This window comes from Brassicibacter mesophilus, from assembly GCF_050433385.1.
Classification (GTDB): Bacteria; Bacillota; Clostridia; order Tissierellales; family Proteiniboraceae; genus Brassicibacter; species Brassicibacter mesophilus.
Genome location: NZ_JBNPXI010000002.1, coordinates 136,436 through 157,571 on the forward strand (window position 1 = coordinate 136,436; position 21,136 = coordinate 157,571).

Below are 21,136 nucleotides of genomic sequence, written 5' to 3' on the forward strand. Positions count from 1 at the left end.
CCAAATTAAATAGGCAAAACTACCGAAAGGTTGTGACGCAAAGCTAGAGTCTAAAGCTACTTTCAAGTAGCCATGATCGTTCAGCTGCATGGATAATTTGTTGTTTATGCAGCTTTTTTTATTCCCAAAATTAGACAAGGCTATATTAATTATTTTTAGGAGGTGGTTCTGAGGATAAGCTCAAATGTGAAATGATTATTAATACTAAAATTCTAATTAAAACAAGGGGGTAAGGGTATGCTTAATTTCATTTTAAAACAAATGAAAAACAAAAATGGATTTACATTAATTGAATTGATTGTTGTTATTGCTATTTTAGGGATATTGGCTGCTATTGCGGTGCCAAGGTTTGGTGGGACACAAGCAAAGGCGAAGATGTCAGCAGATCAAGCATCTGCAAGAACAATTGCGAGTGCTTTAAATATGGCTACAGCGGAGGGAACAGCTATTATTGGAGATAGCGCAGTAACTTGGAAGAGCGGAATAACAGAAGGAGCATCAATTGAAAATAAATATGATACAACAGTCGCAACTCTTATACAACAGAAGTTCTTAGATACAGGATTGAAAGGACCTCAAACTGGAGGTACTTTTACAGTAGTTATTGATAGCGGTAATGTATCTATAACAAATGGAGATGGTACTACTTTTTATCCTGCGCCATAGGAATGATTGGCGTTAGACACTTAAGCTATCAATCTACCAACTTTTGAAAGTTTTAAAATATGGAGGGGTTATTTCCCTCCATATTTTAAAAATAATAGACTTTTTATTAACTGAAAAAAGCGTATAGGGTTGTTTAGTCTTTTATTCGCCTTTTTTAGTTAATAACTTAGAGCTTATAAGTGAAACAAAACATACGAGGAAGTGCTCAAAATATGAAAAGAACATTTAATCAGAATGGTTTTACTTTAATCGAAGTTATCTTTTCTATAGCTTTACTAGGTATAATAGCTTTATTTATACTACCTATGGCAATGTACGGAATAAAATATGCTAAGTGGAATAATATCAGACTTACAGCATTAAATTTGGGATATAGTCAAGTGGAATGGTTAAAGACACTAGATTATGATGATTTAGGTTTAGATATTTCTAATTATTCTCCAAATGGAATTGTTAAAGGGGATTTATATATGAATGAAGAAAATTCTAGCGCTTTAGAAATAGAAGGAATTGAGTATACATTAAATACAAATATAACCTGGAAAGAAGCTAAATCAAGCACCAGTGAGCCTGTTCCAACGGCAACAAAAAAAATAGACGTTACTGTAGAAGCAAAAGATCCTTTTTCAAGTATAAAGAGAGAGTATTCTGTATTAGGGTCTCTTGTAGCTAAAGAGAGCGAAAGAGACCCTACATATCCGGGACATTTAAAAATATATACATTTTTTCAAGAAGCAAGTTTTCCAAAGAAGAATGTAATGGTTAAAGTTAGTTATGATTCAGGTGGACTTGTATCTCTAACTAATACAGATGATGAAGGACGAGCATTAATAGGGAATTTAAATGAAGGCAAATATAAAGTAGAGCCTATTAGTTGGGAACATAGTGAGCTTATGGTCATGCCTAATGGTGTCATGAACAATATTCCAAATCCAATGTATCAGGTGGAAAAAAATATACTAATTCCAAAATGGGACAAGAACGATCCCCCATCTTATTCTTCAAATAGCTTTTATATTGATTTGCCTGGATATGTTAATTTATTACAGAGTGATATTTATCCTAATGCTACATTATCAATTAAACCAACTAATGGATCATATAACCCACCTGAAGGTGAACCTATAGACCACATGCTTTTAAAAACTTCTTTAGAAAAAATAAATCACACAAAGCTTTGGAGATTATGGACATATGATTATGATATTACTTTTGAGAAAGAAAATTATTATTTAATTGAAAAAGAAAATGGAACTTTATGGGATGGAAGTTTCGATATGAATAAAATTTATGAAGCTTCATACGAAAAATTGTTACTTGCTTTTGGCTTAAAAAATTCAGGAGCTTTTAGAAAAACTAATGATGGACTAAACAGAATTAATGAAATATATGTTGAATTTACCTCCGAAATAAGTAGTTTAGAATTATTAAAAAGTGTGAAATTTTGCATAAATAATATAATAATTGATAGTACTACATATACAATTTCTTCAGTCAATAATGGAAAAAACGATAAAATTAAAATAACTTTTAATAATCCTAGTATTGAAATTACTGAAGATGAAATATATTTTGAAATAATTGATTTTAGTACACTAGAAAACAACTATGGAATGAAATTAGCAAAAGATTTAAATAAATGTACCTTAAATCTAGTTGAATAAGGATTGAATAAGATGAAAAAAAATTTAAAAAACCAATATGGATTTACTCTGTTAGAGCTTATTATAGTTGTTCCACTAATTGGCATAATCTTGCTTATCGCTTACAATATGCTTTTTCTAACGACTAAGAGCTTTAATAGTGTGAATGACAGCTTTGATATATCTGAAGATTTGAGAATATTTCTAATAAGTATTCAAAGAGAAGCGAATCAGGCAAAAAAGTCTGAGGAAAAATTAGATGCTTTACATAGGGTGAGTCAAAGCGAGCTATATATATACACCGATATAGATGATGACTTTATTCCAGAGCTGGTTAGATATAGATTAGTAGGTAACGAAATAAGAAAAGATATAAAGAAAGCTTCTAATTCTAAATATCCTTTTGAATTTACAAATTTGTTTATCAATGAAAGAGTAGTATTATCAAATGTAGCTAATACTGAAATATTTAGTTATGTGGAAAAATTAAAAGAGCCAGCGACTGAACATGAAATTACTCAGCAGGAAGGTAAAGATTACAGAAGAAAAGTTAAGATGAAATTGGAGATTTCTAAAAGTGAAGGTAATAAATCTATAGTAATAGAAACATATTTAGTAACTAAGAGCAGAACGGAATACGAGTAGACAGGAGGAAACTCTATATGAAAATATATATGAATAACAGAGGAGTAACTATACCTATAGTGCTTATTGTGCTGTTAATAACTATTATATTTGGTTTCGCAATTATGTCAATGATATCTACTCAAGCAAAAATTAATACTATTGATGATGCTTCAAAGAAAGCTTTTGAGTATGCTGAAGCAGGGTACAATGCTTACATGTGGCACTTAAACGATGATGTGAATTTTTATAGTACAAATGAAAGTAAAAATATGCAAAATATAGATATACCTTTTCGAGAAGGTTTTTATAAACTAGAAGTTACTAAACCAAGTGATACAGATAGGTTTGTTACAATTAAATCTACAGGTTGGACTAAAAATAATCCTTCTGTAAATAGAACCATATTAGTTAAAATTAGAAAAAAACAGTTTGTACATCATGTGTATGTAAGTGATAGTGATGGAGAAAATATATGGTGGACATCAGGGGACGAAAGTCACGGTCCTTATCACACTAATGAAACATTAAGAATTCAAAAAAGCCCTAAATTCTATGACACTGTTACATATTCTTCTAGTTTCGTAAAGGGAACTGGTTATAGTCCTGATTTTAAGGTAAAAGATCCTATTCAACCTCAGAAAGTAGACAGATTAGAGTTTCCAAAAAACAATGAAAAATTGAGGGAATGGGCTGAAAAAGATGATATGGTATTTCAAGGTAGAACTTGTATATATTTAGATGGTAAATATATAAAGATACGAAATGGAAATGATAAAGAAGAAGAAATAATAAGAAGACCTATTTCTGAAATTGGTAATAAAGTAATCTATGTAGAAGGAGAACAAGAAAGTGATGTACGAAGAAAGTTTAACTTAAATGCAGGAAACGTATTTATTTCAGGTAAAATAGAGGGAAAGCTTACAATAGCAGCTAGTAACAATATCTACATAACCTATGATGATCCAACTAAGTGGTATGAAGCAGAAGATAGAAACAACGAGAATCCTCCTGTAGAAACTCCACTAAATGGAGGAATATATTATTTTAATACTACTTTTACCCCTGAAAATGAGTTGTCAGTTTACGATAGTGAGAAAAAAATTTATACAAGATATGCTAATGGTAAGGATATGTTAGGCCTAATAGCAAACAATGATGTCTTGATACTTCACTTTGGATGGCCAAAGTACAAGGGAAACAGTGCCGACAAAACGTATTGGAGTTATAAATGGGAAAAGCAACGTTACTGGGATTGGGGATGGAAATACAGGTGGATAAAAAATAACTTCAACTATGATGTAGCTCCTCATGATATTAGTATTCATGCTGCTATATTTGCTGTAACAGGCGGTTTTGGCTATGAAGACTATGAAGACAGTAATTGGTGGGGAAATACAAGAAAAGGTAATATTACTTTGTGGGGTAATATTACTCAAAAAACAAGGAAAGCAGTAGGTTTGATAGGAAGTACTGGTTATAATAAGCTATACGCACATGATCCCCGCATGTTTTATGATTATCCACCACATATACTAGAGCCTACTAATGTAGGTTGGGAGATTCACGAATGGAAAGAAATAAATGATTAGTGTTAAGGGAGGTTAATAGAGACGAGATGTATTTGACTGCTATTACTACAATAATAGGTGTTTTAATAGGCTCTTTTCTAAATGTATGCATTATTAGAATCCCTAAAAAAGAATCTATTGTGTATCCACCTTCACATTGTACAAGTTGTGGAGCTAAATTGAAGTCATCTGATTTAATTCCAATTTTTAGCTACATGCATTATAAAGGCAAATGTATATATTGCCAAGAAAAAATATCTATCCAATACCTGATCACAGAAATTTTAACTGGCATTATATTTTTATTATCTTATATTAGATTTGGATTATCAGTAGAATTTGTTTTTTATACTATGCTATTTTGCATTTTAATTATTATAAGTGGAATAGACTATAGTTATCAGATCATTCCAGACGACCTTATTTTGCTTAGTTTTGTTTTGGGGATTACATTTAAGCTGATAAGTTATTTATTTCTAGGACAAGCTTTCAGTTTTTTTAATTCTTTTCTAGGAATAGTAGTAGGAGGAGGATTCCTTTTATTTATTTCTATAATATCTAATGGAGGAATGGGTGGTGGAGATATAAAACTTATGGCAGTTTTAGGATTATGGATAGGATGGAAGTATACTATTTTGGCATTGTTATTGTCTTTTATTTTTGGGGGAATATTGTCATTAGTATTGCTTCTGTTGAAAATTAAATCTCGAGGTGAAATGATTCCTTTTGGACCTTTCTTAGCATTAGGGTTTTTAGTCACTGTTTTGTATGGTAAGAGTATTATTATTTGGTATATGAATGCTATTATATAAAATTATTTAAATAATCGAGTTTTATATTTAAATAATTATAGGGGTGAATTTGTTGGAAGCTAAATTGCTAAAGTTATCTAGAAAAGAAATCCTATCTATCGATATAGGATCATTCAACACTAAGTTTGTTTTAGGAAGGTCATCAGGTGATGAGGTTTCTGTAAGGAAAATGGTGTCAGCTAAAACACCAGAAAATATTTATCAAGATGGACAAATATTAAATATTAATAATATGAAAGATTTTATTGACGGAATAATAGGAGAAGAGAAAATTAGAAGCAATCTTATCTCGTTTTCATTTAATAGTTCTTCGCTGATAATAAAGGAGATTTCCGTTCCTTTTGCTAGTTCTAAGGACTTAAAACCTATGATTGAATTTGAAATAGAACAATATCTTCCAATAGATATTAGCAAATACAATGTTCAATATAAGCTTACGGGTAGTTTCGTTGAAGATGGGGTAAAAAAAGCTTCATTCGTTGTGGCTGCTTTACCGAAAGTGATTGCAGACAGTTACTTAAATTTAAGCAATATACTGGGAGTAAAGCCATATGCATTAGATATTCACTCGAACTGTGTAAGCAAACTTTTTAATAATAAAGCTAAGATAAATAGTGAACATGAGATAGGTAATGAAACTATAGTAGTGTTAGATTTAGGTCATATTTCTACAGGAGTAGTAGTTATAGAAAATGGGGAGTTTAAATTTGGAAGGCCATTCAATTCTGGGGGTAAAGATATAGATATTCACTTAGCAAATGCTTTTAACCTTACTATTTCAGATGCTTCTGAAAAAAAATTTAGTATTAAAGATTTATCTAATAATTCACTTGATTCACCTTTAGAATCTATGATTAAGGAAACTACTATTTTGGGATTGAATAATTTGATGCATGAAGTAGAGAGAATCTTTAAATTCTATACAACTAGAACTACCGGTAATAGAATTGATAAGATATTTATTTATGGAGGAGGTACAGGATTTATAGGTATTGATAAAGTGATTGAAAAGTATTTTAATATACCGACATTCAAGGTTAAAAACATTTCTGGTATAAATATAGGCTTAGATAAATCTAAGAAAAAAAATGATGATAGTAATGATATAGACATAAGTACATATATAAATGCTGTCGGAGCTATTATTAGAAAGTAGATAAAAGATACCTCAATTTTTAATCACAATATTAAGGAGTAAAGAGGTGAAAATACATGAACGATATGAATTTTTTTCAGTACTATTATGAAAAAAAAGAAAATTGTTTAAACAAAGACACTATTTTATATGGAATAATAATACTCTTAATGATTGGTATAGTAGGATATGTTTCTTTCAATTTTGTTAAAATAAGCAGACTTACTGCTGAAGCAGCAGCTTTAAAGCAACAAGTAGAAATTAAGAAAGCTGATAAAAAAATTACTGAAATTTTACAGAAAGAAAGAGAAATCAATGAATTTGGTGAGAAGCTTATGCGTTTAAAAATATTAGATGAGTATATAAATTCTAATGACATAATAAATGAATACTTACTAGACGCTATTACTATGAGAGTTCCTGAAACAGTTTTTCTCAATTCAATGACATTAACTTCTAACTCTATAACAATAGAAGGAACATCAAAAGATAAAATAGCTATTTCTGATTTTCAACATAGATTGGGAGAATTGGAACAATTCGAGACAATTTTCATACCAACTATTTTGCATCAAAATAATTACTATAGCTTTATTATGAGCATTCAGCTTCAGGAGGGGAGAGAAAATGGAGACCAAGATATTAACTAAAAGTTTCTCAAAACGAAATATTAATATAAGCAAAAAAGAGAAGAGGTTACTTATAATACTGCTATTTGTAGTGTTTTTATGGATTATTAATAAATTTACTATAACAGTTCAAAGTGCTAAAATATCAGAGCTTGAGCAAGAGAAAGCTAGTTATGAAACTGAGTTGCATGAAATAAACTCTATACTTGGTAAAGATAAGCTCATAACGGACAAATGGAACGAGGTAAATAAGAATATAAAGTATACTAGAGCAAAATATTTTTCTAATATTGATCAACCTAAAATAATGCATCTACTAAGTGAAATTATTGATAGTAATAAATTGTATATCCCGAGTATGAATTTTAGTGGACCTGATATAGCAACTATAAATGAAATAGAAACTAAATACCTTGGGATATCAATACCTTTTGAAGGAAGTTATGATGATTTAAGTTCTTTTTTCTCTCAGATTAGAAATAGTCCGAAAAAATTCTTAGTAACTCAGCTAACTTTATCAAAAAAAAATAATAATTTGTTGATTGGTCAGATTGGATTAAATACATATAGTTATGATGAAGTGATAGAAGGCTATACTGATTATACATATAAGCCATATGCCCGAAGTATAACTAAAGAAAATCCTTTTAAGTCTTTTGAAGGGTATAAGGAAAATACTGAAGAAAAAACTGATACAGTCTATGATAATGAAGGCAATCCAATTTCAAATTATAATAGTAATAGGATTGTCATAGAGGATTTTGAAAATAATAATGTATACTTTATGACCTCAAGCTCAAACGTTACTGGCAAGGTTTCTTTATTTAATAGTTCTAAGTATGGTAAGCATAGTTTAAGAACGGAGTATTTTATATCAACAGGTAATATTGAAGAGAGAGCTTACATAGCACTTGATGATAAAGATATAGTTTTAAAATATCCACCATCATCTTTAGGAGTGTGGGTGCATTCATATGCTTATTCGCCTGCAACTATAGGGCTTAGATTTAAGGATCAGGAAGGAAATAAAATTGATTTAGAGTTAGTAAGAGGAGTCAATTGGAAAGGCTGGGAGTATATAGAAAGTATGCCTCCTCAAGATATAAATGTATACCCATTAAAGCTAGACAGACTTTATTTACAGTTAGGAGCAAATAGAGATGACTATGGAGTAATTTTATTTGACAATCTAGAAGCACTTTATCCAATCATAGATAAGGAAGATAAAGAGAATACAAGCTATATATTTTACGTAGTACAGTATGGTGATACATTGGAATCTATTAGTGAAAAAATGTATGGTTCAAATATCAAATCGAAGGCAATAATGAATCAAAACGGCCTTAGTGATAGTACTCTAGAGGCAGGTCAAATATTAGTTATACCAAAATAATGGCTGAAAAGGGTGATGATTGTGAAAAAGTATATTAATTATATTACTATATTGGTTGTAGTATTTTGTTTTTTACTATCTTTTTCCAATACAAATTCACATGCTGAACCTTCTAACGAGGGATATAAGGATGGGTATTCAGAAGGATGGCTATGTGGAATAGAAGAAGCAGAGGATGATATAGAAGAAGGTAATAGAAAAAGCTACTCAAAAGCAATTCCTAGTAATGATGAAATAATAGAAGATTATGAATTAGAAAGAGAAAGTACTAGATACAAAAACTATTTTTTAGATGGATTTAAGGATGGGTTTAAGGATGGATACAATGAAACTTACACAACGTCTAAAGATAAAGATGATGAAAATGACAAAGACAAAGAAAAAAGCACAGCAAACTATGCAGAAGATTTAGGATATGCAACAGGTGAAGCTTATGGGTACAGAGACTATTGTAGCGGCAAATCCAATAGATGGACAAAAGCTGTTCCTTCTAGTTCATCTATTGCAGAAACATTTGACTTAAAAAGTGAGACTAGTAAATATAGGTCTAATTTTATAGCTATTTTTAGAAACAAATTTAAAGAAGGATACGAAGAAGGGTATAGGAAGGCTAAATTCACTTCATTTGAAGCTTCTTACTATCAAGGAAATAGTGATGGAGAGTATTTTGGAAGTTTATTAGGTGAAATATATGGAAAACAGGATTTTTTCTTAGGCAAGAAAAGCAATTGGGAAAGTAGCTTACCTTCCATAAATAGAATTATTATTGATTTCTCATTAAACAGAGACTCAGAAGAGTATTTAGAAGCGTTTATATCGTCTTTCGAATATGCTTTTGAACAAAAGTATAATGAATGTTTTAGAAATTCAAATTCTATGGTTAATAGTATTATGTACCAAAATGGTTATAAGAATGGTAAAGAAATTGGACTCAAAAGAGGCGAGGGTTTTAGTCAAATGGATTTGCTTCTTGGGCAGCCAAATGATGTGAATAGACATAAGTCATATGAATTTGGAATTATTAGAGAATACAGACTTAATCTAGAGACTGAAGAATATCAAAAGGGATTTATAAGTGGCTATAACGAAGGCCTTACTGAAGGGTATATAAAATCGTATCAAAATTTAAGTCATAATAGTCTTATAACTAAGCTAGAAACTAAAATAATTCCTATAAGTGGAGGAGAAATAACTACTGCTGATAAAAGAATTAGTGTTAAAGTAAGTGAGGGTACATATTATAATGATGTAGGATTGTCTATAGATGGTCTTAGAGAAACATATGATTGGTACCTGCCATCAAATTATAAGCTAATAAAAGCATCTGATATATACACTTTAAAAATTTCAAACTCGTCTTTTCAATTCAATGACGATAAGACACTAGAATTAAGCTTTGAGTATTATGGCCCGCAAAGTGGTGGGATATATAAATTTGCAAACAATTTTTGGGTTTATTTACCAAGTAAAATATCACAAAACAGAATTATAACTTATATAAAACCAGAATCGATAAATACTAGTAATGGAGTGTACGCTGTCTTTATAGATCAGGAAGCTAAAAACATTAAAGACATAAGATCACATTGGGCTAAAGATGAAATAAATGCGTATGCTAGAAGAGGACTTGCTGGTCTTTTTGCTGATTACTCATATAGACCAGATGCCCCTATTACTAGAGGGCAGTTATTAGGACTATTATGCAAGGCTTATAACTGGGATTTAAGTGATCTTGATGCAAATGTGAAACAACTAGAAAAACTTGATGATTATCAAAGCTTTGGGGACTACAAAAATGTTGTAGCTTACGCGTTGAAAAATGGCTATATGGAGATATATCCTGATAATACTTTTAAAATTTATAACACAGTTACTTACAATCAATTAAATAATATTATGCAACAAGTTACTAACGATACTAATTTTAATTGGAGCAATACTGCATATTATATGCTGAATTATAAGGATACTCGAAGCAAGAGCTATAACTCTATGGAAAATAATATAACTAGAGCAGAGGCGTTGTATATGCTTTATTTAATAAATGAATGAAGATATTAGTGCTATCGACAAATAGAAAAAGACAAATCCTATAATGTTACAGGATTTGTCTTTTTTTATTTATATATGCAAGACTAGAAAAAAATTAAAAAAATAGAGGTATTTTGGAAAAAATAGTGAATATTTCAAATATATACTGTTCTAATACTGTATATATAGTTTCGTGAAACATTATTATATTTTGGAGTGAGGGTTTATGGTAAAAAGATTAAACAACAACATAGGGCTTTCACTTATAGAGTTACTATTCACTTTGGCTATATTAGGAATAACAGTCATTGCTGTTTCATCACTGCTAGTTAATACCGCTAAGATAAACAAAAAATCCGAACAACAATATAATGCTACTTTATTAGCTCAAAGCTATATGGAATGTATCAAAGCTTCTAGTGATATCAACATTGGTAGAACTATTCATTTTGATGATGATTTTAAAATTATAATTGATATAAGTGAAATCGATGAATACCACGACAAGATGTATAAAGTTATTATTGAGATTATTAGTAATGGAAATATATTAGAAAAGTTAGGGAGCTATAAAGTTCTCTATTATTAGGAGTGATACTGTGAAAAGAAAAAAAATTAACTGCAAAGGTTCAGCTCTAGTTTTCTTACTATTTACAATCTCGGTAATAGTAATAATTGGTAGTGTTGCATTATCAGTGTCAGTAATGAATTATAAAATGAAAAAACTAAATAGTCAAATGAAAAAAGCTTTTTATTCATCCGAGGCAGGTATTGATGAGGCATATATGATGTCTAGGCAGTTTATAAGTGAAGCAATTAATTATGCATTTAATAAAACAAAAGATTATACCGAAGTTGAGAAACAAAGTCGCAATGTTTACTCTGATATGAAAGATGACTTAAATGATAAGAACTATACTAATGAAATATTCCAGTCTTATTTTAAGAATTATTTGAAGGGAACATGTATGGATGTAGATTCAACAAAAGGACTAATAAATTTGCTAAATAATAGTACCTCATATTTAATATATGAAAACGGATATCCTAGAATAGCTGCAAGTCTTATAGAGAATCCAAATGATTTTTTGGTAGAAGTAAAGTCAACGTATATATATCAGAACATAAAAAAAGAAATAGTATTAAAATTAAAAGTAGATATCCCGAAATATGATGACGAAACAATACGCTTTGGTGCCAATGTCGATGAATTAATACATGTTATTGATTGGAAAATAGAAAGAGAGATTTAACTATGAGGCTTATTTCATGTAGTTATAATAAAGGATTTACAATAATTGAACTTTTAATATCTATAGCGTTAACAGGAGTAGTAGTATCTTTAATATTTTCTATTTTAATTATAAACAGCAATATGTTCTATGAAGCTGACAATGATATTGAACTACAGCAGCAAGGCCAGTTTATAATTGGGTTTATTGAGGATAAGATGATAGAGGCTAGTCAAGTTATATATCTAGAGGATATGAGAAGAGTAGCTAAGCAAAATACTAATGAGAAGGTTATGCTTAGAAAAATAATTGTGAAAAATCATCCTAATAAAACTGACAAAGGCTATATTTTTCAGCTAAGTAAAGATACTGGAACTAATACATATAATCTAAAGTATGGAATAGGACTATATGGTAGTGCTACTGTAGAAGCAGGAAATTATATTGAAAAAATTGAAGTAGAGCCAATACCATTTAACAAGACATATGTTGAAGCAGATGGTGTCACTATAATATTATATTTAGATGTTAATGGGCAAAAGAAAACTTTAAAAAGCAAAATATGCTTTAGGAATTCTCATAGGAGGTAATGATAATGAGAAGACAAAAGTATGATAGAGGTATGACGTTAATAGAACTGCTTGTAGTTTTATCACTTCTTGCAATAATTGCATCTATGGTGATCCCTAAAATAGATAGACGAGATTATTTTCTGATGGCAAGCAGCAGAATGTTGAGAGATGACATAAGGAGTATAAGATATATGAAGATGACAGAAGGAAAGAATTACAAGATTTCTTTAGAGTATAATAGATATGTTATTTCGCGAAATAGTATACAAGTAAAAGATGTCAAATTAGAAAAAAACTTTAAGATTGTACATAATATTAGTGGAGGGAATGTTTGGTTTAGCTACATTGGAGCTCCGTTGCAAAGCGGAACAATAAGAGTCCTTGATGATGAAACTAATAGATATTGTGAAATTACAATAGTTCCAGCTACAGGAAGAATACTATTAAAAAATCAAATATTTGAAGGATATATTAAAAATAAGTCGAATTAATAAAACTAAATAAGTTTCTTATGGAGGGAAAGGATTATGGAATTGCATAACTATATGGAAGATACTGTAAAAAGATGTTTGGATAAGATGATAGATAGATACGAAAATATATGCAAATGCAACAAATGTAAATTAGATATATCTGCTATAGCATTGAATAATTTACCACCCAGATATGTAGTAACTGAGCAAGGCAAGCTATTTACAAAAGTTGACGAGATGGAACCACAATATGATGTTGATATTACAAGAGAGATAGCGAAGGCAATACAGATAGTTTCAAAGTCACCACATCATAATTGTGAATAAATTACCAAATAGACGTATTATTGCTTATTTTTTTCTATTCAAACATTTAAAATTATGATATTATATTATAGGAATTCACTTAACTTGATGGTAACATGTATAAATTCACATTTGGTTATAGTAATATAGTAATAAAGTTTTAAATGGAGTTAATACTAATGTTACAATGAAGTTTATTTTATTACTGACTACTAGCTTTTTAAGACTACAAAGTCTATAACTATTACAAATTAATAATTACAGGAGGTTTAAAGATGATTTCAGCAAGTGATTTTAAAAAAGGTATTACTTTTGAAATGGATGGAGATATTTATCAAGTAATTGATTTTCAACATGTTAAACCTGGAAAAGGAGCTGCTTTTGTAAGAACTAAAATAAGAAATATAATAACTGGTGCTACAAAAGATACTTCATTTAATCCTAGTGATAAATATCCTAAGGCTCATATTGAGACTAAAGAAATGCAATATCTATACAATGATGGAGAGCTATACTATTTTATGGATGTTGAAACCTATGAGCAGGTACCATTTAATCATGAACAAGTTGAAGATGCAGTTAAATATATTAAAGAAAATGACACTGCAGTTATTAGATTCTATAAAGGTAAAGCATTTGAGGTTCAAGCTCCAAACTTTGTTGAATTAATAGTAACTCATACTGAGCCAGGAGTTAAGGGAGATACAGCTACAGGAGCTACTAAGCCTGCAACGGTTGAAACAGGAGCAATTATTTCTGTACCTCTATTTATTAATATTGAAGATAAAATTAAAATTGATACAAGAACTAATGAGTATTTGTCAAGAGTTTAGGCAATAATATAAAATGAAAAAACCGATAAAAGGAGGTCAATGTTATGGAATACTTATATGAGAAAATTGCTTATCTTAGAGGGTTAGCAGAGGGGTTAGAAGTTGAAGAAAGCAGCAAAGAGGGTAAATTATTATTACATATAATTGATACCCTAGAAGATTTTGCAGATGCTATGAATGATTTAAATGACGAACAAGATGAATTAAATGAATATGTTGATTTTATGGATGAAGACTTAGCTGATGTGGAAGAAGAATTATTTGGTGAATTTGATGAAGATGATGACTATGAAGACTTTGAGGATGATATAGATTATTTAGAGTATATTTGTCCGCATTGTCACGAAACAATCTATCTAGATAAAGATTTATTTGATGAAGATGGAGAAACTGAATGCCCTAATTGCCATGAATTAATAGTATGTGATTGTGAATAATAAAGCTAAAAACCTGATGTCAAAAGACATCAGGTTTTTTTTCTTTTTTAGCATAATATAGAAAGCCTATCATACTTATATATAAAGGAGGGACAGGTCATGAATGTACAAATGAATAGTAATTTCAAGAAAAAAAAATTGTCCTTTAGTGATAACTCTTTTGAAAGAGTTATTGAATACTTAGATCCTATGCTTAGTGACTTAATGTCTAAAATATCATTGGAAGCTATGCATAGAATTGAGGAAATAAGGTTAAGGACTGAGAAACCTTTAATGGTATGTATGGAAGGTCTAGATTTTTATGTAACTCATAATAGTGAAATATCAGAAAAAAATATTGATAGCTATATTGTTAGTAAAGACAATATTGTAAAGACATTTCAAATATTATGCAACTATTCTATTTATTCTATAGAGGAAGAGCTGAGAAATGGATTTATTACGATAAAAGGTGGACATAGAGTGGGTATAGCAGGAAAGGCTGTTTATGGAAAAGGTGGTTTAGAAACTATAAAAGATATTTCTTCACTCAATCTTAGAATAGCTAGACAAAAAATTGGTGTTTCGGACAAACTTTTCAAACATATTATAAAAAAACCAAATACAATATATCATACATTAATTGTATCACCCCCTCAGTGTGGAAAAACAACTATGTTAAGAGACTTAATAAGGAATATTAGTGATGGTGTACCTAGATATTCGTTTAGAGGAATAAAGGTTGGGATCGTTGACGAGAGATCAGAGTTAGGAGGACTGTATAGGGGTTCACCACAAAACAATGTTGGGGTAAGGACTGATATACTTGATGGATGTCAAAAATATGATGGGATAATAATACTATTAAGGTCTATGTCTCCTAATGTAATAGCAACAGATGAACTGGGTGGTTCACAAGATATTAAGGCTATACATGAAGCGATTAAAGCAGGTGTTAAGATAATCGCTACAGTACACGGGGAAGACATAAATGACATATGTTCGAAGCCAAACCTTAGAGAAATAGTGAAAGAAAATATCTTTGAAAGAATAATTATACTAGACAATTCTCAAGGAGTAGGAACAGTACGCGACATAATAGATGGAACAAGCTATAAATCAATCATATAGTAAGTGAAAAGACATGAGGTGAAAAAATGTATATGATAAAAATATTTGGAAGCTTATTGATTATTATTTCATCTTCAACCTTGGGATTAATATATAGTAGGAGATTTAGGGATAGAGTTAATAATCTTAAATTGTTATATAATTGTGTCCAATTATTAGAAACTGAAATAATTTATTCTGCAAATCCAATACCGGATGCTTTAGATGAGGTATATAGGAAAGGAAATAAAAAAGTTTCTTATGTTTTTAAAGATATAAAAGAACATCTTGTTTCTAATAGAAACTTCACTTTACTTGATAGTTTTATATATGCATCAGATATATTAAAGGAAAGAATGTATTTAGAAAATGAGGATATAGAGGTTATATTGTCACTTGGACGGAGTTTGGGTGCATCTGATAGGTCTGATCAAGAAAAGCATTTTAAAACTGTATTAGTTCAACTTCAGGCACAACAAGGAGATGCTGAAGAAAAGAAAAACAACAATGTCAAGCTTTATAAGAGTTTGGGAGTACTAATAGGATTTGCTATAGTTTTGGTTCTATATTGATATAGAAGGAGGTAATGTTATGAATGTAGATTTGATTTTTAAGATTGCAGGTATTGGTATAGTTGTAGGAATATTGCATAATGTTCTTGCGAAAATTGGTAAAGAAGAATATGCGCATATAGCAACTTTAGTGGGAGTTGTAATAGTGTTGACAATGGTAATAAACCTAATAAGCAAACTGTTTGATAGCGTAAAAACCATATTTCAATTATATTGACGAGGAAGATATATTATGGAGATACTTCAGATTGTAGGGATAGGAATAATAGCTACTATACTTGCTGTTGTTTTGAGACAGCAAAAGCCTGAATATGCACTTCAAATAAGTATTGTTACAGGCTTATTGATTTTTCTATTTGTTATTACGAAACTCAATTACGTTGTACAAGTATTAAGTAATTTAGCTGAAAGAGTTGATTTAAATTTTTTGTACTTCTCAACCATACTTAAAGTAATAGGTATTGCTTATATAGCTGAATTTGGAGCGCAGATATCGAGAGACGCTGGGGAAAATGCTATAGCTTCAAAAATAGAGCTTGGCGGGAAAATACTTATTATGGTTCTTGCTATTCCAATCTTAACAGCATTACTAGATTTGATAATCAAAATAATACCTTAAGGTGTGAAAAGATGAAAAGAAAAACACTAATTATTTTCATTATTACAATCATAACTTTTGTTCCATGTATTGCATATTCATATGATGGTGATGATGAGAATCTGAGTCTCGACAATTTGATTGAGCAGCAGATAGATAATTTAAAGATAGAGGAGCTAGAAAGATTAGTAAAAGACATTAGTAGGACAACAGATGATATATTACCAGAAATTGATTTTAAAGAATTTATGGTTTCCTTGATTAAGGGTGAAAAGGTTTTAGAAGGTAAAGATTTGGTAAATGGAATCTTTAAACTTGTTTTTAGGGAGGTTATAGCTAATTCAAGCTTATTAGTGAAACTTTTAGTACTTAGCATAATCTGCTCTGTCTTAATGAATTTACAAAGTGCATTTGAAAAAGATACTGTTGGAGAGCTCGCATTTTATGTATGCTATTTAGTTCTCACTTCTATTGCTATAAAGAGTTTTATTATGGCTATGGATATAGCAAAAAGTGCCATTAATGACATGGTTATTCTAATGCAAGTGCTTCTACCTACACTTTTAACTCTATTGTTAGCAGTAGGAGGTATTACTTCCTCGGCATTATTTAGACCGATAATATTAGGAGCGGTAAGCGTAGTGAGTACACTTATGAGAGATATAATTCTACCAATGATTTTTTTTGGAGCAATTGTTGGAATTGTAAGCAAGATTTCTAGTAGGATACAAATATCAAGATTATCAGGACTTATAAGACAGATATCAACTGGAATAATTGGAGTGGTACTTACTATTTTTATTGGAATAATATCTATACAAGGGGTGACTTCGTCAAAAGTAGATGGAGTGACTATAAGAACAGCAAAGTTTGCTGTAGATAAATTCGTTCCTATAGTCGGAAAATTTCTTTCTGATGCAATGGAAACGGTCGTTGGGTGTTCTATGATATTAAAGAATGCTGTAGGAGTAATAGGAATGATAGCGTTATTCCTTATTTGTATCATACCAGTTATGAAAATAATCTCTTTAATTATTGTATATAAGCTTACTAGTGCTGTTATTGAACCAATCGCTAATAACAGAATAGTAGATTGCTTAGGAGAAATAAGCAAATCGCTTATTATGCTCTTGGCAACAGTTTCAGCTGTAGGTGTTATGTTCTTTATTGCAGTTACAATAATAATTGGAGCTGGCAATATTACAGTTATGCTAAGGTAGGTGATTAAATGATAAATTTTATGAGAGAGTGGATTATTAATATAGTCATAATGATTGTATTTGTTACTTTTCTCGAGATTATTTTACCTAGCAGCAATATGAAAAGGTACATACAAATGATAATTGGGCTATTAATTATTATAGTTTTAATAAATCCATTCATAAATTTGATAACTAAAGATATAAATATAGAAAGAGAAGTTTTTGCTAATATAGGAGAATCATTTTCTTATGATCAAACTGGGAACTCAGAATATATTGAACTGCAGAATAAACAGATAATCAACATGTATAAGCAAAAGTTGCATAAAGAGATCAGCGAGATGGTATCTAAAGAGGGTGATTTTGATATCTTAAATCTAGACATTGATATTATAGAGGACAGCATTCAAAATAATTATGGAGATATAACTAGAATAGAACTTGCTATCATGACAGCAAAAAAAGAAGGTATTCAGAAAAATGATGAAATCAAAGTCAATAAGATTCAAGATGTTGTAATAAGTACGCTAGATAGTGACTCGACTAAAAGCATTCAAACATCTGAAAGTTGCAAAAAAATACAAAAAAAAATCTCTGAGTATTATAAAATCTCTGAAGATAAAGTTTTAGTATATTTAGAAACAGAAAGCTAATAGGGGGGAAAACATGTTAGAAAAAATAAAAGAAATGGTAAGTAAAGATAAGTCTAAGAAATTTACATCTAACCTTATCATACTGCTTTGTTTAGGAGTACTGATAGTTATTATGTCAAATGTATTTTTTTCTAATGATGAGAAGGACAATTTCTCCTTATCTACGGGAGAGACTGTTCAAGACAAATATACTAGCATTGAGGATAATTTATTTGAAGATTATTCTTCTACTATAGAATCAAAACTTAAAAATATACTAGGACAAATCAAGGGAGTGGGCAAAGTTAACGTAATGATTACTTTAGAAGATACTGCAGAGCGAATACCTGCATTTAATACAACACAAATGAATGAAAAAACTGATGAAAAAGATGCACAAGGAGGAGCTAGGGAAGTTGTTAGAGAGGATTTAACGCAACAAGTAGTCACAGGAAGCGGGAATGAGTCACTAATGATAATAAAAGAAGTAAAGCCAAAGGTAAGAGGTGTAGTGGTGGTAGCAGAAGGTGCAGAGAATATTGAAGTAAAGGAGAAACTATATTCAGCTGTAAAAACGGTTCTTGGCATATCTGGTAATAAAGTGGAAATTTATTCAAGTAATTAGGAGGGGTTTATATGATATTAAAGAAAAAAACAGTTCTTATTATTTCTCTAATTTGTTTGCTTGTAGTAGTTGGATATCTTAATCATCAGCTAACAAAAAAATCCTTACTTCAATCCTCAAATGAGTACCAGCAGCATGAAGAAGATCAGCTTATGAAAATAAATAGTTTAGTAGATGATAGCATTGTAGAAACAGTGTCAGAAAATTTATCTGAAGTAGAATTAGATGATATACCAGTTGTTGACAGTAGGGATAGTATGATAGATGATCTTAAAACTGATACAGATGATGATATAGAAGAAACAATTACAAAAGAAGAAAATATGAGGAGTAGTAATTATTTTATTGAATACAGACTATCAAGAGATAAGCTTAGAGCAAGCTTGATTGAAAGGTTAAATGAAATAGTAAACAATGAAAAGACTAACGAGGATATGAGAACTAACGCTCAAAATGAAATAATAAGTATTGGTCAGATAGCAGAAACAGAATTATATGTAGAGGGCTTAGTTAAAGCTAAAGGTTTTGAAGATGCTCTAGTTTTTTTAAAGAATGACAGTGCCAGAGTAGTAGTTTCTGTAAAAGAGCTTTCTGAACAAGATGTTATGAAAATACTTGAAATTGTAAAAAGTGAAACTAGTATTGATCCTTCCAACATCAAAATAATGAAAAAGTTTTAGTAATGTTTGTAAATGTATAGACGTTTTGGTATAATATCTGTATAGAATTTAAACGATGCTGGAGGTGAATTTCTTGTCAAACGTTGATAAACAAGATGATATAGTAGACTATGGACAAATCAAAATAGCAGATGAAGTGGTAGGCATTATTGCTGGTCTAGCAGCTACAGAAGTAAAAGGTGTTGCAGGTATGAGTGGTGGCATAGCCGGAGGTATTGCAGAAATCCTTGGAAGAAAGAATCTCAATAAAGGCGTAAAAGTTGAAGTTGGAGAAAGGGAAGCTGCAATTGATTTATACATAATAGTTGAATATGGTGCTAAAATTCCTGAAGTAGCTTGGGAAATACAAGAAAGTGTTAAAAATGCTGTTGAAACTATGACAGGATTGAATGTTGTTGAAGTGAATATCAATATTCAAGGTGTAAATATAGAAAAAGAACAGAAAGAAGAAGAAGACCAATCACAGACTAGAGTAAAATAGTAAACAAAACCCTCTGAAAATTCAGAGGGTTAATTTAAGTTATATTAAGGAAGGTGTGGATATGAAAATATTAGATAGAATAGTGCTAACAATTTATACTTTTTGTTTAGCGATTGTTTCTATAGTGTTTATTTTGATACCTTTTGATCTAATCAGTGCTTTGTCAATTAACAATGTAGAGATGTACTTTAATTCTGTAAAAGGAAATTATTTATACTCAATAATTGGACTAGCATTCTTGCTTGTTAGCATTAGATTTTTGTTATCAGGATTGAGCAGTAAAAAGAAGGAAAAATATATTGTTAGGCATACAAATCTCGGTGAATTAAAAATTTCTACTCAAACAGTTGAAGGCCTTGCACAAAGTATTACATCTAATTTTACAGGTATTAAAGACATAAAAACAAACGTTATCGTTGAAGAAGAAGGGTTAATTATATCTATAAAAGGATTAGTAAATCCAGATGTAATTATTCCAGAGACTACTGTAAGTATACAAAACAAGGTTAAAGAACATATAGAAAAGTGTACTGGAGTTGAAGTACAGGAGATAAAAGTTGAAATAATTAATATTACAACACCAACAAAAGTGGTAAAATAATTTTAATAAAGGGTGTCTAATATGATAAAGGAAAGTATTATAAGTCTATTAGAAAAACATCAAGGTAAAGTAGTGGGCAGTTTAGTTGGATTTATTGCTGCAGTGATTATTTTACTCATTGGTTTCTTTAGAGCTTTGTTTATTGCAATATGTATTACTATAGGATATTATTTAGGGAGTAAAATAGATGGCAAGGAAAGCTTAAGCGAAATACTAGATAGAATACTTCCTCCTGGAAAGATCAAATAGTACATATAATATTAAAAATGACGAAAACTAATATAATAAAGCATAAGGAG

Annotated in this window: 27 protein-coding genes and 1 riboswitch; all 27 genes read left to right on the forward strand. The window is 30.1% G+C overall.

Annotation, left to right across the window (positions count from 1 at the left end; genetic code table 11):
* Positions 1-2: 2 nt before the first annotated feature.
* Positions 3-92: riboswitch (cyclic di-GMP riboswitch) on the forward strand.
* 145 nt (positions 93-237) lie between these two features.
* The 27 genes from HNR33_RS03140 to HNR33_RS03270 all read left to right on the forward strand — a co-directional run bounded on the left by HNR33_RS03140 (position 238) and on the right by HNR33_RS03270 (position 21,086).
* Complete coding sequence (locus HNR33_RS03140; protein WP_429079903.1) at positions 238-666, forward strand: prepilin-type N-terminal cleavage/methylation domain-containing protein; 429 nt, start codon at positions 238-240, stop codon at positions 664-666.
* Between the two features lie 212 nt (positions 667-878).
* Positions 879-2,330: a type IV pilus modification PilV family protein gene (locus HNR33_RS03145; protein WP_429079905.1), complete on the forward strand. Its 1,452-nt coding sequence runs from the start codon at positions 879-881 to the stop codon at positions 2,328-2,330.
* A 12-nt stretch (positions 2,331-2,342) separates the two neighbouring features.
* Complete coding sequence (locus HNR33_RS03150) at positions 2,343-2,954, forward strand: PilW family protein (protein WP_429079907.1); 612 nt, start codon at positions 2,343-2,345, stop codon at positions 2,952-2,954.
* A gap of 17 nt (positions 2,955-2,971) precedes the next feature.
* On the forward strand, positions 2,972-4,525 hold the full coding sequence (locus HNR33_RS03155; protein ID WP_429079910.1) for a DUF4900 domain-containing protein: 1,554 nt from the start codon (positions 2,972-2,974) through the stop codon (positions 4,523-4,525).
* Entirely contained in the window at positions 4,525-5,316 is a 792-nt protein-coding gene (locus tag HNR33_RS03160) for a prepilin peptidase (RefSeq protein WP_429079912.1), read from the forward strand. Before HNR33_RS03155 ends, HNR33_RS03160 begins: the two co-directional genes overlap by 1 nt.
* Positions 5,317-5,368: 52 nt before the next feature.
* Positions 5,369-6,472, forward strand: a complete 1,104-nt coding sequence (gene pilM / locus HNR33_RS03165) for a pilus assembly protein PilM (RefSeq protein WP_429079915.1) — start codon at positions 5,369-5,371, stop codon at positions 6,470-6,472.
* Positions 6,473-6,528: 56 nt separating this feature from the next.
* Entirely contained in the window at positions 6,529-7,101 is a 573-nt protein-coding gene (locus HNR33_RS03170) for a PilN domain-containing protein (protein WP_429079917.1), read from the forward strand.
* Complete coding sequence (locus tag HNR33_RS03175; protein ID WP_429079920.1) at positions 7,079-8,473, forward strand: LysM peptidoglycan-binding domain-containing protein; 1,395 nt, start codon at positions 7,079-7,081, stop codon at positions 8,471-8,473. The genes HNR33_RS03170 and HNR33_RS03175 overlap by 23 nt, the downstream gene beginning before the upstream one ends.
* Positions 8,474-8,494: 21 nt before the next feature.
* Positions 8,495-10,525 (forward strand): S-layer homology domain-containing protein, encoded by a 2,031-nt coding sequence (locus tag HNR33_RS03180; RefSeq protein WP_429079923.1) that lies wholly within the window; start codon positions 8,495-8,497, stop codon positions 10,523-10,525.
* A 205-nt stretch (positions 10,526-10,730) separates the two neighbouring features.
* Positions 10,731-11,093: a type IV pilus modification PilV family protein gene (locus HNR33_RS03185; protein ID WP_429079926.1), complete on the forward strand. Its 363-nt coding sequence runs from the start codon at positions 10,731-10,733 to the stop codon at positions 11,091-11,093.
* 10 nt (positions 11,094-11,103) lie between these two features.
* Positions 11,104-11,757 carry a hypothetical protein gene (locus HNR33_RS03190; RefSeq protein WP_429079929.1) on the forward strand — a complete coding sequence of 218 codons (654 nt, stop codon included), beginning with the start codon at positions 11,104-11,106 and terminating at the stop codon, positions 11,755-11,757.
* A 2-nt stretch (positions 11,758-11,759) separates the two neighbouring features.
* Positions 11,760-12,326 (forward strand): PilW family protein, encoded by a 567-nt coding sequence (locus HNR33_RS03195; RefSeq protein WP_429079932.1) that lies wholly within the window; start codon positions 11,760-11,762, stop codon positions 12,324-12,326.
* Positions 12,327-12,331: 5 nt separating this feature from the next.
* Positions 12,332-12,799 carry a pilus assembly FimT family protein gene (locus HNR33_RS03200; RefSeq protein ID WP_429079934.1) on the forward strand — a complete coding sequence of 156 codons (468 nt, stop codon included), beginning with the start codon at positions 12,332-12,334 and terminating at the stop codon, positions 12,797-12,799.
* A gap of 36 nt (positions 12,800-12,835) precedes the next feature.
* A complete protein-coding gene (locus tag HNR33_RS03205) occupies positions 12,836-13,108 on the forward strand; it encodes a late competence development ComFB family protein (RefSeq protein WP_429079937.1) in 273 nt (90 codons plus the stop codon).
* A gap of 254 nt (positions 13,109-13,362) precedes the next feature.
* Positions 13,363-13,920: an elongation factor P gene (gene efp, locus HNR33_RS03210; protein WP_429079940.1), complete on the forward strand. Its 558-nt coding sequence runs from the start codon at positions 13,363-13,365 to the stop codon at positions 13,918-13,920.
* Between the two features lie 44 nt (positions 13,921-13,964).
* On the forward strand, positions 13,965-14,357 hold the full coding sequence (locus tag HNR33_RS03215) for a CD1247 N-terminal domain-containing protein (protein ID WP_429079943.1): 393 nt from the start codon (positions 13,965-13,967) through the stop codon (positions 14,355-14,357).
* Between the two features lie 99 nt (positions 14,358-14,456).
* A complete protein-coding gene (gene spoIIIAA / locus HNR33_RS03220; RefSeq protein WP_429079946.1) occupies positions 14,457-15,467 on the forward strand; it encodes a stage III sporulation protein AA in 1,011 nt (336 codons plus the stop codon).
* A gap of 26 nt (positions 15,468-15,493) precedes the next feature.
* Positions 15,494-16,018 carry a stage III sporulation protein SpoIIIAB gene (spoIIIAB, locus tag HNR33_RS03225; RefSeq protein WP_429079948.1) on the forward strand — a complete coding sequence of 175 codons (525 nt, stop codon included), beginning with the start codon at positions 15,494-15,496 and terminating at the stop codon, positions 16,016-16,018.
* A 19-nt stretch (positions 16,019-16,037) separates the two neighbouring features.
* The gene (gene spoIIIAC, locus HNR33_RS03230) at positions 16,038-16,235 is read left to right on the forward strand and encodes a stage III sporulation protein AC (RefSeq protein WP_429079951.1); all 198 of its coding nucleotides are present in this window, start codon (positions 16,038-16,040) and stop codon (positions 16,233-16,235) included.
* Positions 16,236-16,250: 15 nt separating this feature from the next.
* Complete coding sequence (spoIIIAD, locus tag HNR33_RS03235) at positions 16,251-16,637, forward strand: stage III sporulation protein AD (protein ID WP_429079954.1); 387 nt, start codon at positions 16,251-16,253, stop codon at positions 16,635-16,637.
* Positions 16,638-16,648: 11 nt separating this feature from the next.
* The gene (gene spoIIIAE, locus HNR33_RS03240; RefSeq protein ID WP_429079955.1) at positions 16,649-17,836 is read left to right on the forward strand and encodes a stage III sporulation protein AE; all 1,188 of its coding nucleotides are present in this window, start codon (positions 16,649-16,651) and stop codon (positions 17,834-17,836) included.
* Between the two features lie 8 nt (positions 17,837-17,844).
* Complete coding sequence (spoIIIAF, locus tag HNR33_RS03245; protein WP_429079957.1) at positions 17,845-18,471, forward strand: stage III sporulation protein AF; 627 nt, start codon at positions 17,845-17,847, stop codon at positions 18,469-18,471.
* Positions 18,472-18,484: 13 nt separating this feature from the next.
* On the forward strand, positions 18,485-19,075 hold the full coding sequence (spoIIIAG, locus tag HNR33_RS03250; RefSeq protein WP_429079958.1) for a stage III sporulation protein AG: 591 nt from the start codon (positions 18,485-18,487) through the stop codon (positions 19,073-19,075).
* A gap of 11 nt (positions 19,076-19,086) precedes the next feature.
* On the forward strand, positions 19,087-19,755 hold the full coding sequence (locus HNR33_RS03255; RefSeq protein ID WP_429079960.1) for a SpoIIIAH-like family protein: 669 nt from the start codon (positions 19,087-19,089) through the stop codon (positions 19,753-19,755).
* Between the two features lie 64 nt (positions 19,756-19,819).
* A complete protein-coding gene (locus HNR33_RS03260) occupies positions 19,820-20,236 on the forward strand; it encodes an Asp23/Gls24 family envelope stress response protein (protein WP_429080705.1) in 417 nt (138 codons plus the stop codon).
* A gap of 61 nt (positions 20,237-20,297) precedes the next feature.
* Positions 20,298-20,837 (forward strand): alkaline shock response membrane anchor protein AmaP, encoded by a 540-nt coding sequence (gene amaP, locus HNR33_RS03265; protein ID WP_429079962.1) that lies wholly within the window; start codon positions 20,298-20,300, stop codon positions 20,835-20,837.
* A gap of 21 nt (positions 20,838-20,858) precedes the next feature.
* On the forward strand, positions 20,859-21,086 hold the full coding sequence (locus HNR33_RS03270) for a DUF2273 domain-containing protein (protein ID WP_429079964.1): 228 nt from the start codon (positions 20,859-20,861) through the stop codon (positions 21,084-21,086).
* The last annotated feature ends 50 nt before the right edge of the window (positions 21,087-21,136 follow it).

Bases quoted from the DNA above. Each gene is read 5' to 3' on its own strand.
- HNR33_RS03200 (WP_429079934.1), top strand. From the start codon at position 12,332: ATGAGAAGACAAAAGTATGATAGAGGTATGACGTTAATAGAACTGCTT.
- HNR33_RS03185 (WP_429079926.1), top strand. From the start codon at position 10,731: ATGGTAAAAAGATTAAACAACAACATAGGGCTTTCACTTATAGAGTTA.
- HNR33_RS03215 (WP_429079943.1), top strand. From the start codon at position 13,965: ATGGAATACTTATATGAGAAAATTGCTTATCTTAGAGGGTTAGCAGAG.
- HNR33_RS03150 (WP_429079907.1), top strand. From the start codon at position 2,343: ATGAAAAAAAATTTAAAAAACCAATATGGATTTACTCTGTTAGAGCTT.
- HNR33_RS03205 (WP_429079937.1), top strand. From the start codon at position 12,836: ATGGAATTGCATAACTATATGGAAGATACTGTAAAAAGATGTTTGGAT.
- HNR33_RS03195 (WP_429079932.1), top strand. From the start codon at position 11,760: ATGAGGCTTATTTCATGTAGTTATAATAAAGGATTTACAATAATTGAA.
- spoIIIAE (WP_429079955.1), top strand. From the start codon at position 16,649: ATGAAAAGAAAAACACTAATTATTTTCATTATTACAATCATAACTTTT.
- HNR33_RS03270 (WP_429079964.1), top strand. From the start codon at position 20,859: ATGATAAAGGAAAGTATTATAAGTCTATTAGAAAAACATCAAGGTAAA.
- spoIIIAD (WP_429079954.1), top strand. From the start codon at position 16,251: ATGGAGATACTTCAGATTGTAGGGATAGGAATAATAGCTACTATACTT.
- HNR33_RS03170 (WP_429079917.1), top strand. From the start codon at position 6,529: ATGAACGATATGAATTTTTTTCAGTACTATTATGAAAAAAAAGAAAAT.
- spoIIIAC (WP_429079951.1), top strand. From the start codon at position 16,038: ATGAATGTAGATTTGATTTTTAAGATTGCAGGTATTGGTATAGTTGTA.
- amaP (WP_429079962.1), top strand. From the start codon at position 20,298: ATGAAAATATTAGATAGAATAGTGCTAACAATTTATACTTTTTGTTTA.
- HNR33_RS03175 (WP_429079920.1), top strand. From the start codon at position 7,079: ATGGAGACCAAGATATTAACTAAAAGTTTCTCAAAACGAAATATTAAT.
- HNR33_RS03140 (WP_429079903.1), top strand. From the start codon at position 238: ATGCTTAATTTCATTTTAAAACAAATGAAAAACAAAAATGGATTTACA.
- HNR33_RS03145 (WP_429079905.1), top strand. From the start codon at position 879: ATGAAAAGAACATTTAATCAGAATGGTTTTACTTTAATCGAAGTTATC.
- HNR33_RS03155 (WP_429079910.1), top strand. From the start codon at position 2,972: ATGAAAATATATATGAATAACAGAGGAGTAACTATACCTATAGTGCTT.
- spoIIIAB (WP_429079948.1), top strand. From the start codon at position 15,494: ATGTATATGATAAAAATATTTGGAAGCTTATTGATTATTATTTCATCT.
- spoIIIAG (WP_429079958.1), top strand. From the start codon at position 18,485: ATGTTAGAAAAAATAAAAGAAATGGTAAGTAAAGATAAGTCTAAGAAA.
- HNR33_RS03255 (WP_429079960.1), top strand. From the start codon at position 19,087: ATGATATTAAAGAAAAAAACAGTTCTTATTATTTCTCTAATTTGTTTG.
- efp (WP_429079940.1), top strand. From the start codon at position 13,363: ATGATTTCAGCAAGTGATTTTAAAAAAGGTATTACTTTTGAAATGGAT.
- spoIIIAA (WP_429079946.1), top strand. From the start codon at position 14,457: ATGAATGTACAAATGAATAGTAATTTCAAGAAAAAAAAATTGTCCTTT.
- spoIIIAF (WP_429079957.1), top strand. From the start codon at position 17,845: ATGATAAATTTTATGAGAGAGTGGATTATTAATATAGTCATAATGATT.